At 69.3% G+C, this 14,051-nt stretch carries 12 protein-coding genes and 1 pseudogene; 8 read left to right on the top strand and 5 right to left on the bottom strand.

Annotation, left to right across the window (positions count from 1 at the left end):
* Positions 1–160: 160 nt before the first annotated feature.
* Complete coding sequence (locus tag ACYVIP_RS02830) at positions 161–1,339, top strand: peptidoglycan DD-metalloendopeptidase family protein (protein WP_460391625.1); 1,179 nt, start codon at positions 161–163, stop codon at positions 1,337–1,339.
* A 68-nt stretch (positions 1,340–1,407) separates the two neighbouring features.
* On the opposite strand, the gene ACYVIP_RS02835 is transcribed toward ACYVIP_RS02830, so the two are convergent.
* The 4 genes from ACYVIP_RS02835 to ACYVIP_RS02850 all read right to left on the bottom strand — a co-directional run bounded on the left by ACYVIP_RS02835 (position 1,408) and on the right by ACYVIP_RS02850 (position 5,840).
* Positions 1,408–2,760: an FG-GAP-like repeat-containing protein gene (locus ACYVIP_RS02835; RefSeq protein WP_460391627.1), complete on the bottom strand. Its 1,353-nt coding sequence runs from the start codon at positions 2,758–2,760 to the stop codon at positions 1,408–1,410.
* A 135-nt stretch (positions 2,761–2,895) separates the two neighbouring features.
* Positions 2,896–4,089 carry an MFS transporter gene (locus ACYVIP_RS02840; RefSeq protein ID WP_460391629.1) on the bottom strand — a complete coding sequence of 398 codons (1,194 nt, stop codon included), beginning with the start codon at positions 4,087–4,089 and terminating at the stop codon, positions 2,896–2,898.
* A 111-nt stretch (positions 4,090–4,200) separates the two neighbouring features.
* A complete protein-coding gene (locus tag ACYVIP_RS02845) occupies positions 4,201–5,286 on the bottom strand; it encodes a CU044_5270 family protein (protein ID WP_460391631.1) in 1,086 nt (361 codons plus the stop codon).
* Between the two features lie 2 nt (positions 5,287–5,288).
* The gene (locus tag ACYVIP_RS02850; RefSeq protein ID WP_460391633.1) at positions 5,289–5,840 is read right to left on the bottom strand and encodes an RNA polymerase sigma factor; all 552 of its coding nucleotides are present in this window, start codon (positions 5,838–5,840) and stop codon (positions 5,289–5,291) included.
* Between the two features lie 138 nt (positions 5,841–5,978).
* Between ACYVIP_RS02850 and ACYVIP_RS02855 the strand changes: the two genes are divergently transcribed.
* The 5 genes from ACYVIP_RS02855 (at position 5,979) to ACYVIP_RS02875 (ending at position 10,436) form a co-directional block, all read left to right on the top strand.
* Positions 5,979–6,734, top strand: a complete 756-nt coding sequence (locus tag ACYVIP_RS02855; RefSeq protein WP_460391635.1) for an RNA polymerase sigma factor — start codon at positions 5,979–5,981, stop codon at positions 6,732–6,734.
* Between the two features lie 94 nt (positions 6,735–6,828).
* Positions 6,829–7,926 (top strand): GH12 family glycosyl hydrolase domain-containing protein, encoded by a 1,098-nt coding sequence (locus ACYVIP_RS02860; protein ID WP_460391637.1) that lies wholly within the window; start codon positions 6,829–6,831, stop codon positions 7,924–7,926.
* 17 nt (positions 7,927–7,943) lie between these two features.
* Entirely contained in the window at positions 7,944–9,035 is a 1,092-nt protein-coding gene (locus ACYVIP_RS02865) for a PQQ-dependent sugar dehydrogenase (protein ID WP_460391639.1), read from the top strand.
* Positions 9,036–9,195: 160 nt separating this feature from the next.
* The gene (locus ACYVIP_RS02870; protein ID WP_460391641.1) at positions 9,196–9,798 is read left to right on the top strand and encodes an NADPH-dependent FMN reductase; all 603 of its coding nucleotides are present in this window, start codon (positions 9,196–9,198) and stop codon (positions 9,796–9,798) included.
* Positions 9,798–10,436 (top strand): TetR/AcrR family transcriptional regulator, encoded by a 639-nt coding sequence (locus ACYVIP_RS02875; protein WP_460391643.1) that lies wholly within the window; start codon positions 9,798–9,800, stop codon positions 10,434–10,436. Before ACYVIP_RS02870 ends, ACYVIP_RS02875 begins: the two co-directional genes overlap by 1 nt.
* Here the strand turns inward: ACYVIP_RS02875 and ACYVIP_RS02880 are convergent.
* Positions 10,416–10,569, bottom strand: a pseudogene (locus ACYVIP_RS02880) (IS30 family transposase); the annotation flags it as partial. The gene ACYVIP_RS02875 and the pseudogene ACYVIP_RS02880 sit on opposite strands and share 21 nt — an antisense overlap.
* Before the next feature lie 127 nt (positions 10,570–10,696).
* On the opposite strand from ACYVIP_RS02880, the gene ACYVIP_RS02885 reads away from it, so the two are divergent.
* The gene (locus tag ACYVIP_RS02885; RefSeq protein ID WP_460391645.1) at positions 10,697–13,360 is read left to right on the top strand and encodes a type 1 periplasmic-binding domain-containing protein; all 2,664 of its coding nucleotides are present in this window, start codon (positions 10,697–10,699) and stop codon (positions 13,358–13,360) included.
* A gap of 234 nt (positions 13,361–13,594) precedes the next feature.
* Positions 13,595–14,051 (top strand): AfsR/SARP family transcriptional regulator (locus ACYVIP_RS02890; protein WP_460391647.1); only part of this gene is annotated, 457 nt, incomplete at its 3' end.

Below are 14,051 nucleotides of genomic sequence, written 5' to 3' on the forward strand. Positions count from 1 at the left end.
GATTCAGGTCAAGTCGGGTGGATTCCTGGCGAAAGCGGGGCGCATAGTCGCCACGCCCTGATCCCGGGGTTTGTGTCGATGTTCCCCCGCATCGCACGCCCCACGACGCTTGGAGCTATTTATGGGTGCGCGTCTACTGACGCGAGCCACGTTCGCGATCATGCTCTCCACGCTGACGGCTGGCGTTGTACTGGCCACGCCAGCAGCGTCCGGGCAGCCGCCCGAAACGCTTGATCAGCAGATCGCTGTGGCCGACGCCGACCTCAAGGAAGCACAAACCGCACTGGCCAAGAAGTTCGAGGCGTTCAGCGCCGCCGAACAACGGCATCAGCGTGCGGAAGCCGAGGCCAAAGTGGCCGCGGCAACGGCAACCCGCGCTCGCGCGGAAGCCGAAGCGGCCGCGAGCAAAGAACGTGCCACGCGGCAGAAATTCGACGAGTTCGCGTCCGCGAGCTACGACCGGAGCACCAGTTTCAGCTCGGTGAGCGTGGCCGCCTATCTCGGCTCGGACAGTCCGTCCAATCTGCTGGAGCGCGCGGGCATGTTGGACGTGATGGCCGGCGAGTACAACGACACCATGGTCGCGGCGCGGCATGCCGTGGACAAGAAGACCAGGGCCGAGCGCACCGCTCGGTCGTCGCTGGACAAGGTGGAGCGCAACCGGCACTCCGCGGCCAAGGCCAAGGACGACAGCCGGCGCGCCTACCGGCGGGCCTGCGACGAGCAGGGTGCCGCCCAGGCCGAGACGAAGAAGCTGGCGCACCGCCGGGCGGCCCTGGCCGCCCAGCGTGCCGAGGAGTCCGCGCCGAGCGAGTCGACCGCCGGGGAAGGCGAGTCGACCGCCGCGCCGAACCCGCCCGCGGCCGAGGCCGACAGCGGGACCAGTGGGTCCAGTGGGGCCAGCCCCGCGCCCGCCAGCCCCGCGCCGGAGGCCAGCCAAGCGCCGGTGTCCTCCGCCGGCGTGGTCAAGCCCACCGAGGGCACGCTGACCTCCACCTATGGTGCCCGTTGGGGCTCGGTGCACTACGGCATCGACATCGCCAACAGCATCGGCACGCCGATCCGGTCCGCGATGGCGGGCGAGGTGATCGACTCCGGCCCGGCGAGCGGGTTCGGGCTGTGGGTGCGGGTGCAGCACGACAACGGGCTGATCACCGTCTACGGCCACATCAACGAGTCGTTGGTGAGCGTCGGGCAGCGTGTCGCCGCTGGTGAGCAGATCGCGACGCTCGGCAACCGGGGCGAGTCCACCGGTCCGCACCTGCACTTCGAGGTGCACCAGGACGGCAACAAGATCGATCCGTTGCCCTGGCTGCGCGCCAACGGCGTCAACATCTAGCAGCCGAGGAAAATCGACGGTGGCGCGTCCCGGTCAAACTCCGGGGCGTGCCACCGCCTTTTCACAACTCACATCACGTGGCTGAACGAATTCCAGCCGCGGCCGATCTGTTTGGCGGTGTCGGTGGAGATGCCCCGGTTCTTGCTGGGGTAGAACCAGAGTTCGCCGGCGGAGTTGACGCCGATGATGTCGGCGTAGCCGTCGCCGCTGAAGTCCGAGGCGAAGACCTGACTGAACGAACCCCAGCCCTGGCCTATTTTCTTGGCGGTGTCGGTGGAGAGGTTCAGGCCGTTGTTCGGGTAGTACCAGAGTTCGCCGGCGGCGTTGACACCGATGACGTCGGCGTAGCCGTCGCCGCTGAAATCGGCGGACATGACGTGCTGGAACGAGCCCCAGCCGCGGCCGATCTGCTTGGCGGTGTCGGTGGAGATTCCCCGGTTTTCGCTGGGGTAGAACCAGAGTTCGCCGGCGGCGTTCACGCCGAGCACGTCCGCCCGCGCGTCACCGTTGAAGTCGGCGGACATGACGTGGCTGAACGTGTCCCAGCCCTGGCCGATTTTCTTGGCGGTGTCGGAGGAGAGACTCAGGCCGTTGTTGGGGTAGTACCAGAGATCGCCGGCGGCGTTGACGCCGAGCACGTCGGCGTGTCCGTCGCCGCTGAAGTCGGCGGACATGACGTGTTTGAACGAACCCCAACCGTGGCCGAGTTGTTTGGCGGTGCCGGTGGAGAGGTTCAGGCCGTTGTTCGGGTAGTACCAGAGTTCCCCGGCGGCGTTCACGCCGAGCACGTCGGAATGCCCGTCACCGCTGAAATCCGACACCCGCTCGAGGTCCGGCGCTTCCGTGCAGTTGGCGCTGGCGACGTCGCGCCAGGTGCGCGACGATCCGGTGTAGGTCGTGCCGTCGAACTTCGCGGCGACCCGCTCCGCCCCGGCGTACCCCCAGGTGGCGCTGCCGTTGCCGTCGCTGTCGAAGCCCTGCTCGTAGTGCAGGTGTGGATGGCCGTTGGACGTGGGACCGGTCTTGCCGACCTTGCCGATCCGCTGCCCCCGCGTGACTTTGGCGCCCACCGAGACCGCGCGCGACTGCAGGTGCAGATAGGTGGTGAAGTGCCCGCCACCGTGGTTGATCTGGATCATGTTGCCGGCGTTGTCGTGGTAGAAGGACTGGTTCACCGTGCCGGCCGCCGGCGCCACCAGCGCCGCGCCCTCGGTGCCGACCTGGTTGGGCTCGCGCACCATGTCCAGCGCGGGACTGTGCGCCCAGGTGTCCAGCCGCCATTCCTGACCACATTCGAACGGCAGCTGGAACGCCGGCGCGGCCTGCGCCGACGGTGCGAGAAGGACGGTCGCCACTCCGGTCGCGGTGACCAGGCCGGCCGTGGCGAGCGCACGAAGTCGTGCGGATCTACCTCGGAACATTGACGTCTCCTAGCTTTCTGATGTGCGACAGGGCCATCTCAGAAGGGACACGTCACGGTAGGAAGACGGTCACGCCCGCCGCAGTCGGGCGAACGCCTGACAACAGCACGCGGGCAGTTGATCACTTACGGTGAGTCAGAACTCCTCGCCGACCACAACGGCCGTCGACGGCACGCTGTGCCGGTCGCGTTCGCGGCGCCCGCCGAGGGCGAGCGTGCCGGCGGCGAGCACGCACAGCACGGCGCCGACGGCGAACGGGGCGTGCGGCGAGCCGAGCCAGTCGGCGACGTGGCCGACCAGCGCGGCCGCCAGCGCCCCGCCCATCCAGCGGAGGAAGTTGTAGCCGGCGCTGGCGGTCGGCCTCGGCGCGTCGCTGATGCTCATCGCGGTGCCGGTGAACAGCGTGTTCAGCAGGCCGGAGCCGACGCCGCTGAGCATCACCGCGATCACCAGCACCGGTTTGGCGTCGATCACCATGACCGCGAGCAGCGCCGCGAAGCCGAGCACCGCGACCACGGTCGCGCGGCGCTCCCCGAGCCGGGCGGCCAGCCGGGGCGCCAGGAACACCCCGGAGACCGCGACCGCGATCCCCCAGCCGAAGAACACCAGCCCGACCCCGGCGGCGCTGAACAACAGCACGAACGGCGCCCAGGCCAGCACGGTGAAGAACGCCGCGGTGTAGAGCGCGGAGCCGATCGAGGTCAGCAACAGCCCCCGGTGCCGCAGCGCCCGCAACGGGTCGAGCAGCCGGACCTGGGGCCGGGGCAGCGTCGCGTCGGCCGGCAGCTTGACCGAGCACAGGATCAGCGCGAGACCCATCAGCACCGCGGTGCCGGCGAACGGGCCGCGCCAGGAGATCTCGCCGAGGACCGCGCCCAGCAGCGGGCCGGTGGCGATGCCGATGCCCAGGGCGGCCTCGTAGAGCAGGATCGCGCTCTGCTGCCCGCCGGCGGCGGCCCCGACGATCACCGACAGCGCGGTCGCGATGAACAGCGCGTTGCCCATGCCCCACACCGCGCGCAGCGCGACCAGCTCGGCGATCGAGTTCGCCAGCGCGCAGGCCAGGGTGGCCGCCACGATCAGCACCAGCCCGCCGAGCAGCGTCCGTTTCGCGCCGAATCTGGCGGTGAACGCGCCGGTCAGCAGCATCGCGAACACCTGGACGCCGAGGTAGGAGGTGAACAGCAGGGTCACCTCGGTCGGCGAGGCGGACAGCGACTCGGCGATGGACAGCAGGATCGGGTCGACCAACCCGATGCCCATGAACGCGATGACCGCCGCGAACGCGGTGACCCACACCGTGCGTGGCTGGTGCCGAATGGATACCACTTAGCCATGCTAACAAAAATCCTTAGCCAAGCTAAGGGTCTGGTCGGCTGCGACCGCAGTGAAGGGTCCCTTCGCTGCGTCCACCGCAGCGAAGGGACCCTTCACTGCACTTCAGGGGGTGGTGCCGGGGGTGGGGACGGTAACGGGGGGCGACATGGCGGTGTAGCTGGTGGTCGTGTCGGCGGGGATGCCGTCGCGGCCGTCGAGGTCGATCCGGCGTTCGCCGAGGTACTGGCCGGTGACCGGGTCGACGATCACGTCGGTGCGCTCGCCGTCCACGGTGATGCCGTAGGCGGTGCCCTCGCGGCCGTCCAGGTTGGCGACCTGTTCGGTCACCTCCAGACCGGGCACCTTGGCCAGCGCCCGGTACAGCGCGGCCCGCAGGTCGGCCGGCACCAGGCCGGTCCGCAGCGCGTCGGTCACGTAGACCAGCACCTCCAGGTCGGGGTCCGCGCCCCGGCCCTCGGTGTCGCGGCGCAGCCGGTCGTAGAGCGCGTCGGGGTCGCGGGGGAGCGCGGCCAGGAAATCGGTGCTCGGCTGCTGCCACCAGCCGTCGGCGAAGTCACCGCACGGGACGCGGTGCTCGAAGGTCTTCCGCTGGGGCGTCTCGATGCCCAGCTCCCCGGCCTTCTCCTCGTCGCCGACCAGCCAGATGAAGTTCTCGCCGCTCGTGCCGCGCAGCAGGCACTGTTCGGTGGGGTCGGCGGGGATCCAGAGCTGCCGCCGTTCCTCGACCAGGAAGGTCACCTCCAGGTCCTCGGCCATGCCGCCGTCGCCGATCGTCATGTTGCCGGCCTGGTGCCAGCCGTGCGTGGTCAGATAGCGGTACTGGCCGGGGCGCAGCGGCTCGTCGTCGGCGGGCAGCTTGTCGGCCGCGGCGGTGAGCCCGGCCTCGGCCGTCGGCGTGGCCGGGTCGGACCCGGTGCGCGCGACGAGCACGCCCGCGGCCAGTGCCGTCACGGTGGCGGCCGAGGCGATCAGGGGCAGCAGCCGGCGGGGCGGGCTGCGTAGCGCTCGCGCCTTCCCTTGTGGGGCAAGGGGGAGCGGGTCGTCGGCCGTGGTGACCAGCGGTGTCGGCTGGTCGACGACCAGCAGCAGGTGCGTGCGGCCGACGGCGAAGGCCCGGTCGGACATCTCCGGCACATCGGCGTGCAGGCCGGCGAGCAACTCGTCGATGGGGTCGTGATCGGTGGTCATTTTCACTCTCCGTGGTCGAGCCGGGCGCGCAGCTTGGTCCGCGCGCGGTGCAGTCGGGTACGGACGGTCCGCACGTCCAGGTCCAGCGCGGTGGCGATCTCCACCGGCCGCAACGACGCCCAGGCCACCAGCAACAGCACGTCCCGTTCCTCGGCCCGCAGCGCCGCCAGCCCGGCCGCCAGCGAGCGGGCAGCGCGGCCGGCGTCGACCCTGGCCGCGCTCGCGGCGTCCTCCTGCTCGACGGCCACCGCGCGGCCGGCCTCCGCGCTCATCGCCAGCAGCGTCTTGGCCTCGACGCGGGCGTGCCGGCGCAGCAGGTTGGTCGCGATGCCGAACAGCCAGGCGCGGGCAACGCCGCGGGTGGGGTCGTAGCGGGCGCGCTGCTCCCAGGCCACCAGGAACGTCTCGGCCACCAGATCGTCCGCGGTGGCCGTGTCCAGGCGTCTGGCCAGGTATCGGTGCAGGTCACGGGCGTGCGCGTCGTACAGGCGGGTCAGCGCCGCGCCGCCGGCGCGACCGGAGAGGTCGGGCCGGTCGGAGTCCACGTTCGCCATCGTCACACCACTACTTGTCGGCAACGGGGGTGACCGTTCCCAGCCCGTTCGGGTGACAACCGGACAGTCCGGGCTTTCGCCCGGCCAGGCTGAGGTATGCCATCAGTGCTTCTACCGTCCGAGAACGGGGAAGGCGCCATGGACGACACGGATCCGACGGCGGGCCAGCCCACCGACGCAGAGCTGCTCGCGGCGGTGCGCGCGGGCGATCTCGGCGCGTACGGCGAGCTGTTCCGGCGGCATGCCGCGGCCGTGTTCCTGGCGGCCAGGCAGTGGACCTCCCAGTCGAGCGAACAGCAGGACCTGGTCGCCGACGCCTTCGCGCGCACGCTGAACGCGATCGGCAACGGTGCCGGTCCCCGGGAGAGCCCGCTGGCCTACCTGCTGACCACCGTGCGCCGGCTGGGCATCGTTTACGTGCGCCACCGCAACCGGGTCGCCCTCTACGGGACCGAGCCGCGCATCGGCGGCGAGGTGACCGCGGCGGTCGACGACGCCGCGCTGCGCCGCTGGCATCTGGAGCTGGTGCGCGCGGCGTTCCAGGCGCTGCCGCCGCGCTGGCAGGCGGTGCTCTGGCACACCGAGGTGGAGCGCCGGTCGCCCGCCGAACTGGCCGCCCGGCTGGACATGTCGCCCAACGGCGTGGCCGCGCTGGCGATGCGGGCGCGTGAGGGCCTGCGCCAGGCCTACCTCCAGGCCCAGGTCCCCAGCGCCACGGCGACCAGCTGCGTCACGGTGCGCCAGCAGCTCGGCACCTGGACCAGGCGCGGCGGTTCGCGCAGGCGGTGCGGGCTGATCGACGCGCATCTCGCGGTCTGCCAGGAATGCCGGGAGACCGCCGAGGTGCTGGCCGAGTCCAACGACGAGTTGCGTACCGGCAAGCGAGCCTCGTAGTTGCCTTGTGGTGAGCGGTGGGTCACTATATGACTACTTCTGGGAGCGCTCCCAGATCGAGTTCTCAGCCTGCCGCAGTCAACGAGGAGTTGCGATGAGGCGTCTCATTCAGGCCGTGCTGACGATCGGTCTACTGGTCGGGGGGTTGACCGTGACGGCCGCGCCGCCGGCGCAGGCGGCCGTGATCTGTGACAAGTACGGCACCCAGTCCATCCAAAATGGACGGTACAGCGTGCAGAACAACGTGTGGGGCGCGAGCACCACGCAGTGCATCGACACCACCAACAATGGCTTCACCGTGACCCAGGCCAACCACAACAACGCGACCAACGGCGCGCCCGCGGCCTATCCGTCGGTCGTCTTCGGTTGCCACTACGGCAACTGCACCAGCGGCAGCGGGCTGCCGGTGCAGGCGAACACCGGCACGTTCACCGGTATGCGGACCGGCGTGTCCATGAGCTATCCGGGTTCTGGCACCTGGAACGCGTCCTACGACCTGTGGTTCGACCCGACCCCGCGCACCGACGGGCAGAACACCGGGGCGGAGATCATGGTGTGGCTCAACCGCCAGGGATCGATCCAACCGATCGGCTCCCGGGTCGGCACGGTCAACCTCGCGGGCGCCAGCTGGGAGGTCTGGTTCGGCAACATCGGCTGGAACGTCATCTCCTATGTGCGCACCTCCGCCTCGAACTCGGTCGACTTCTCGGTCAACGAGTTCTACAGCGACGCGGTCAACCGAGGCCATGCCCAGCGCTCCTGGTACCTGACCAGCATCCAGGCCGGCTTCGAGCCGTGGGTCGGTGGCGCCGGCCTCGCGGTGAACTCGTTCTCGGTGTCCACCGGCAGCGGCAACCCCGACCCCAACCCGCCAGGTGGTTGCCGGGTCAGCTACGCGCCGACATCATGGCAGAACGGGTTCACCGCCAACGTCACCGTCGCCAACACCAGCTCGACCGCGATCAACGGCTGGACGCTGAACTGGTCGTTCACCGGCGGCCAGCAGATCACCAGTGCATGGAACGCCGACATCGGCCAGAGCGGCTCGGCGGTCACCGCACGCAACATCGGACACAACGGCACCATCCCGCCGGGCGGCAGCCAGAGCTTCGGCTTCCAGGGCACCCACTCGGGCGCCAACAACTCGCCGACGACCTTCTCGCTGAACGGAACCGCCTGCGCCACCGGATAACTCGGAAGGAGACGACCGTGAAGCGGACCCCTGCGACCCTTCTGGTCACCACTCTGCTCGCCGCCATGACCACCACGCTCACCTCGGCCACCTTCACCGCGGCCGCCGAGCCGCCAGGCGCGCTGGCCGTGCCGCCGACCCCGCAGGTCGCCGACACGCTGACCACGGGCCTGGCCTCGCCGTGGGGGCTGGCGTTCCTGCCGGACGGTTCGGCGCTGGTGTCCGAACGGAACTCCGCGCAGCTCAAGCGGATCGCGAACGGCTCGACCACCACGGTCGGCACCGTGCCGGGCGTGGTGGCCGGCGGTGAGGGCGGGCTGCACGGCCTCGCGGTGTCGCCGAGCTTCGACACCGACCGCTACGTCTACGCCTACTTCACCGCCGCGAGCGACAACCGCGTCGTGCGGATGACGGTCAACGGTGGTCTCGGTCAGCCGGAGGTGGTCGTCTCCGGGATCCCGAAGGCGACCATCCACAACGGCGGCCGGTTGGCGTTCGGACCGGACGGCCTGCTCTACATCGCCACCGGCGACGCCGGCCAGTCGGCGAACTCGCAGAACCCGTCCTCGCTCGGCGGCAAGATCCTGCGGGTCACGCCGACCGGCGAGGCGGCGCCGGGCAACCCGACCGCGGGCAACCGGATGTGGAGTCTTGGCCACCGCAACGTGCAGGGCCTCGCCTTCGACGGTGGCGGCCGGTTGTGGGCCAGTGAGTTCGGGCAGAACACCTGGGACGAGCTCAACCTGATCCGGGCGGGCGGCAACTACGGCTGGCCGACCGTCGAGGGTGATGGTGACAACCCCGGGTTCGTCGACCCGATCGCGCAGTGGCCGACCTCCGAGGCCTCACCGTCGGGGATCGCCTTCACCCGTGACACGGTGTGGCTGGCCACGTTGCGTGGGCAGCGGTTGTGGGCCGTGCCGGTGCTCAACGGGGCGCCCGACGGCAGCCCGGTGAACTTCTTCAACGGCACCTACGGGCGACTGCGGAACGTGGCCACCGCGCCGGACGGGTCGCTGTGGCTGATGACCAACAACACCGACGGCCGGGGAACGCCGCGCCCCGGCGACGACCGGATCCTGCGCCTGACGTTCGCTGCGACGCGCTGAACGAGGCGACGTTCAACGCCCTGAACGGGGCATTCAGGGCAGTTGACCCCGGTGCGGGCCGGCCCGGATCAGTACCTGACGGGCCGCCCGCACCGGCTGGCGTCGTTTGCAACGAGCGGTGTAATTTTTGCTACGTTGGTAGTAGCGAAAGGAGCACCTCATGATCAGGATCGCGGTCATCGTCGGCAGCACTCGGCCACGGCGCCGGACGGAGGTCGCCGCCGACTGGGTGGTGCAGATCGCCCGGCGGCACCCGGAGGTGGTGGCGGGCAAGGTCGAGATCGCGCTGGTCGACCTGGTCGACTACGGCCTGCCGCTGCTCGACGAGCCCGTCTCGGCGGCGTGGGGCGACTACCGCAAGGAGCACACCAGGAGGTGGGCGGAGACGGTCGACTCCTTCGACGGGTTCGTGTTCGTCACCCCGGAGTACAACCACTCCATCCCGGCCGCGCTGAAGAACGCGATCGACTTCCTGTTCGCGGAATGGCAGAACAAGGCCGCCGGCTTCGTCAGCCACGGCACGGGCGGCGGGCTGCGCGCCGTCGAGCACCTGCGGCTGGTGCTGGCCGAGGTCAAGGTCGCCGGGGTGCGCGCGCAGGTCGGGCTGGAGAAGTTCACCGACTTCACGATCAGCGAGCCGGGCGACCCCGGGGTGCTCACGCCCGGCCAGCAGCAGGAGCCGACGCTGGTCAGGATGCTGGACGAGCTGTTCGCCTGGTCGCGGGCACTCGCGCCGCTGCGCGCCCCCGCCGTGCCGGCCTGATGGCCGACAAGCGCGGCGCCATCCTCACCGGCGCGCTGACCGTGTTCGCCCGCGACGGCTACACCCGCGCGAGCATCGACGTGATCGCCGCCGAGGCCGGGGTGTCCAACCGCACGATCTACAACCACTTCCAGGACAAGGCCGACCTGTTCCACGCGGTCATCGCGCACAGCGCCGAGTCGGCGGCCGACGCCCGGATCGCGGTCATCGACCGGCACTTCTTCAAGGTCACCGACGTGCTGGCCGACCTGGTCGCGTTCGGCAGGGCGTACGCCGACCTGGCCGGCACGCAGGCGGCGCACTTCGCGATCGTGCGCCAGATCGACGCGGAGGCCGAGCACATCCCCCGCGACGCGGTACTGGCCTGGCAGGAGGCCGGCCCGGGGCGAGTCCTGCGGGAACTCGCCGCGCGCCTGGCGGAGCTGGCCGGCCGCGGCCTGCTCCGGATCGCGGACCCCGACCTCGCGGCCCGCCACCTCCTCCAACTGATCGCGACCCCCGGCCCGGCCCACCCGGCACTCGCCCCGACCACCGAACACACCACCGAACTGGTAACCGCCGGCGTGCGCGCGTTCCTCTATGGCTATGCCGGCCCCGCACCCACGCGGCTGGCGAATTCAGGTGGTGGAAGCATCTGAGGTGAGGAGTTCGGTGAGGATCTCGCTGGGTTTCTTCCAGTGGTGGATCTTACGGGGTCGGTCGTTTGATCTCTGCGGCGACGGCGGCGAGGTAGTGCGGGTCGCTGGTGATGGTGGTGCCTTTGGGGAAGTGGTAGCTGCCCATGGACGAAATCTGGACAGCCGACACCCCAACGGCTACGTCTCCGTTCACGCCGAAGCGACACCCCACGGGTAAGCTCCCGGGCACGAATCCCATCACCTGAGGCCTGGGGGTCCGGATGTTCGACGGGTTCAAAGATTTCATTGACCTGCTGCAGGACCTGGTGAACAGGCCACGCAGCGGAGAGACCCCGCCGAACCGGCGACGGCGACGCGCGGAGCGTCGCTGGGGCCTGCCCCTGCTGTGCGTGGTGCGCGGCGAGAACGAACAGGGCGCGCTGGCCGAGATTCGGGAATACCTCAGAGATGCTCAACCGAGGCCTATTCCGCATGCCATCTACGAGTTTCCGGCCGATCGGGAAACGGAATCCGCGGCCGCACCGGAAATGTCGAGCAAACCTGTGGAATGGGCGGATCTCGATCGGGTTTCCGCGGCGTTGTTCGAAGTGGCCAAGCAGTTGTCGACCGGCGGTCACGGAAAATACGGTCCGGTCAGGTTCCGCCGCTTCGAGCTGGTCCACTGGCTGATGAAACTGCGGCTCGACAACGAACGGGTCGATTCGGCCGACGAGTTGGCGACGCACATCCAGCACTTCGAGCGGAGCCGGCGGCGGAGAACATCGCCGCAGGAGGGCGTCGGTCAGGTACTGACCGAAACCGCTCCGTGGTGGGTGCGGATCGGGCTGCTCGTCGTTCCGCCGTTATGGTTCGGCCTGCGGTTGCGGGTCGGGGCCAAATACCGCTGGTTTCTTCGGCAGTCATTTCTCGCGCCGCACGATCCTGGGACTTTTCTCGGCTTCGCGGTTCGGCTGACCGGTCGGCTGGATGACAAACAGGGGCGCCGAGAGACGGGCGAGTCCATTGAGGAGCTGCTCGGCCTGCTCGTGAACTCCTTCCTCGAGGACGTCCGGCGTGCCTACCGGCGACGGCTGCGGCCGCGTGGTGCGCGCCGCACCGGTTACCCGGTGATCCTGCTCGACCGGATCACCCGCCGCAATGGTGGCTACCGGCTCCTCGAGACGGTCAACCGGGTCCGCAACGAGACCGGACTGTTCGACCCGCTGCTGTTCGTCAGCGCGAGTAGAAGGGTGCCGCCGGACGCCTTCCCCGACGGCGCCGCACCACGTGCGGTCTGGAACATGAGCCATGCCCGCGCCGCGTACGGCCAGTGGCGCGACGAGTTCTGGCGAGCCAGCCGAGCACGCGAGACCGCGGCCTGGTACCTGCCGATCCGCTGCCTGCAGGGGGACGACGGGCCGGCAGTGCACCCACCCACCGACACCCTCGAGGTTCGTCCGCCGCCGCTCTGGTCGCGCACGGGCGTGCTGCCGACAGCGATCGCCTTGGTCGTCGCACTGGCCGCCGGGAGCTGGTTATGGGTGGACAACAGGCTGGACAAGGCTGATGAAGCGCGGGAGACGGCGTATCGTGCCCAACATTGCGGCCTCGCCATGACCGATCCCCGCGCCGACTACGTCAGCACGATCGGGGACGAGTGCATCGGGGCGAGTGCTGATCCGATCTTCCCCAGGTCCGAGGAACTGCGGAAAGTCCAGCAGGTGATCGCCGGCCAGAACGGCGAGGCCGAAAGACTGCGCCGGGGCGGCTCGAAGCGTCAGTTCGTCAGTGTCGCCTATGTGTCCGAGATCAGTACCTCCGCAACGATCGTCTCGTCGGAAATCGAACGCCAGCAGGGAATCGCCGCCCAGCAGCGTCGCCTGCTCGATAATTCAAGCGGCCCGTTGGTGCGGATCGTGTTCGTCAACGCGGGCGAGAAGATGCTGCATGGGACAACCGCCGTGAGCATGCTGAAGAAGATGATGTCGAAGGATCGGACCATCGTCGCCGCCGTCGGTCTGGCGGTCAGCAGCGAGGCGACCAGGCAGACGATCGGGGCACTGGGCAGATTGGGTGTTCCCACGGTCGCCGCGTCGCTCACCGCGGACGGCATCGAGGACTCCTCGCCGATGTACCACCAGGTCACCCCGCAGAACAGGCGCGAGGCGCAGGTTGCGGCGAAGTACGCGAATAAAATGCTCGGCGTGACCGGTACGGTGTTTGTCGTGAGTTCCGGTATTGAGACGGACCTCTACGACTCCACACTGGCCAGCGCCGCAGTGGAGGAGTTTCGCCTCGAAAAGTTCACGGTCGAGAGACGGAACTATGCAGCGGATGGTGGCCCGCGCGCGGTCGGCAAAAAGCTGTGCGAGCTCGCAGGAACCGACGGCCTGATCTTCTTCACCGGGCGACCGGCGGACTTCTCACAGCTGCTGGGTGGCATCAACACTGGGTGCGGTTCCTTGCCCCCGAAGATCATGGGCGGCGACGATGTCTCCCGCTATGTCGCCGACAAATCTTCGCTGGAGGAGTACCCCCAGCTCTCCTTCGACTACCTGGCACTGGCGCCCGGCGGTAAGGAATGTGTCTCCAACACCGACCTCAAGATGAGGTTGGAGGACCTCTTCCCGAAATCGTGCAAGTCCAACTACCTCACCGATGACGCGCCGATCGCCTACGACGCACTCTACGTGATCACCGAAGCGGTGCGCGAGCTGCACGGCACCGCGATCAACATCGGCTCGGTGTGGCATAAGCTGACCGGGCTCACCGGTGACTCCACAGTCGACGGCGCCAGCGGTAAGATCGACTTCGGCCCGGACGGCTCGCAGATCCCGGTGGACAAGTTCGTGGCCGTCATGCGGGAGAAATCCGGCAAGAACCCCGTATCCATGGCCACCTGCGGCACGGCCGGCGACCTGAAACAGGAGCACTGGTGCCCTTAGGAGCCCGAGCACGCACAGTGACCCAACCGTAGTCGCCGCCCACCGCACGGCATTGGCACACGAAACGCAACCCAGCCACCGACAAGCACAGAACCGGCGGGCATCAACTCACCGTAACGGACATTGTTGATTCCGGGGAGTCGGTCATTCTCCGTGAAACCAATGCCGGAGGTGGCAGAGGGAGTCTTCGTGTGCGGCGCCGGTACTGGGATCGGGGCTCACTAACCTGGTCGGGTGACTCCCGAGCTGGTCCTGCTACCCCGGGTCGCCTTCCGTGACCAGGAGATCACCCGTCCTCGGCTGCGCGATCTGCTCGCGCTGCTGGCCGGTGAGCTTCGCGCCGGACTGGCCACCAGCCGGCTCGTGGACCAGCTGTGGGCCGACCGCCGGCCGGAGAACCCGACCAGGGCGCTGCGGGTGTTGGTGTCCCAGGCCAGGTCCGCGCTCGGCGCCGACCTCATCGTGCGCACCGGGAGCGGCTACCGCCTCGCCCTGCGCGGCGACCAGGTCGACACCGAGGCACTGCTGCTGGCCGCGGCCGCCGGCGCCCGGCACGCCCGCGCGGGCGACCACCTGGCGGCGCTGGACCACGCGCTGGCCGGGCTCGCGCTGTGGGACGGGCCGGCCGAGGAGAACCCCGGCGACCCCCTCGGCGACCTGCGCGCGGCCAGAGCGCCCGCTCACCGGTCCC

It is taken from the genome of Actinophytocola sediminis (assembly GCF_054779715.1).

Coding starts and splice junctions, on each gene's coding strand:
- ACYVIP_RS02830 (WP_460391625.1), top strand. CDS start 161: ATGCTCTCCACGCTGACGGCTGGCGTTGTACTGGCCACGCCAGCAGCG.
- ACYVIP_RS02835 (WP_460391627.1), bottom strand. CDS start 2,760: ATGTTCCGAGGTAGATCCGCACGACTTCGTGCGCTCGCCACGGCCGGC.
- ACYVIP_RS02845 (WP_460391631.1), bottom strand. CDS start 5,286: ATGACCACCGATCACGACCCCATCGACGAGTTGCTCGCCGGCCTGCAC.
- ACYVIP_RS02850 (WP_460391633.1), bottom strand. CDS start 5,840: ATGGCGAACGTGGACTCCGACCGGCCCGACCTCTCCGGTCGCGCCGGC.
- ACYVIP_RS02855 (WP_460391635.1), top strand. CDS start 5,979: ATGGACGACACGGATCCGACGGCGGGCCAGCCCACCGACGCAGAGCTG.
- ACYVIP_RS02860 (WP_460391637.1), top strand. CDS start 6,829: ATGAGGCGTCTCATTCAGGCCGTGCTGACGATCGGTCTACTGGTCGGG.
- ACYVIP_RS02870 (WP_460391641.1), top strand. CDS start 9,196: ATGATCAGGATCGCGGTCATCGTCGGCAGCACTCGGCCACGGCGCCGG.
- ACYVIP_RS02875 (WP_460391643.1), top strand. CDS start 9,798: ATGGCCGACAAGCGCGGCGCCATCCTCACCGGCGCGCTGACCGTGTTC.
- ACYVIP_RS02885 (WP_460391645.1), top strand. CDS start 10,697: ATGTTCGACGGGTTCAAAGATTTCATTGACCTGCTGCAGGACCTGGTG.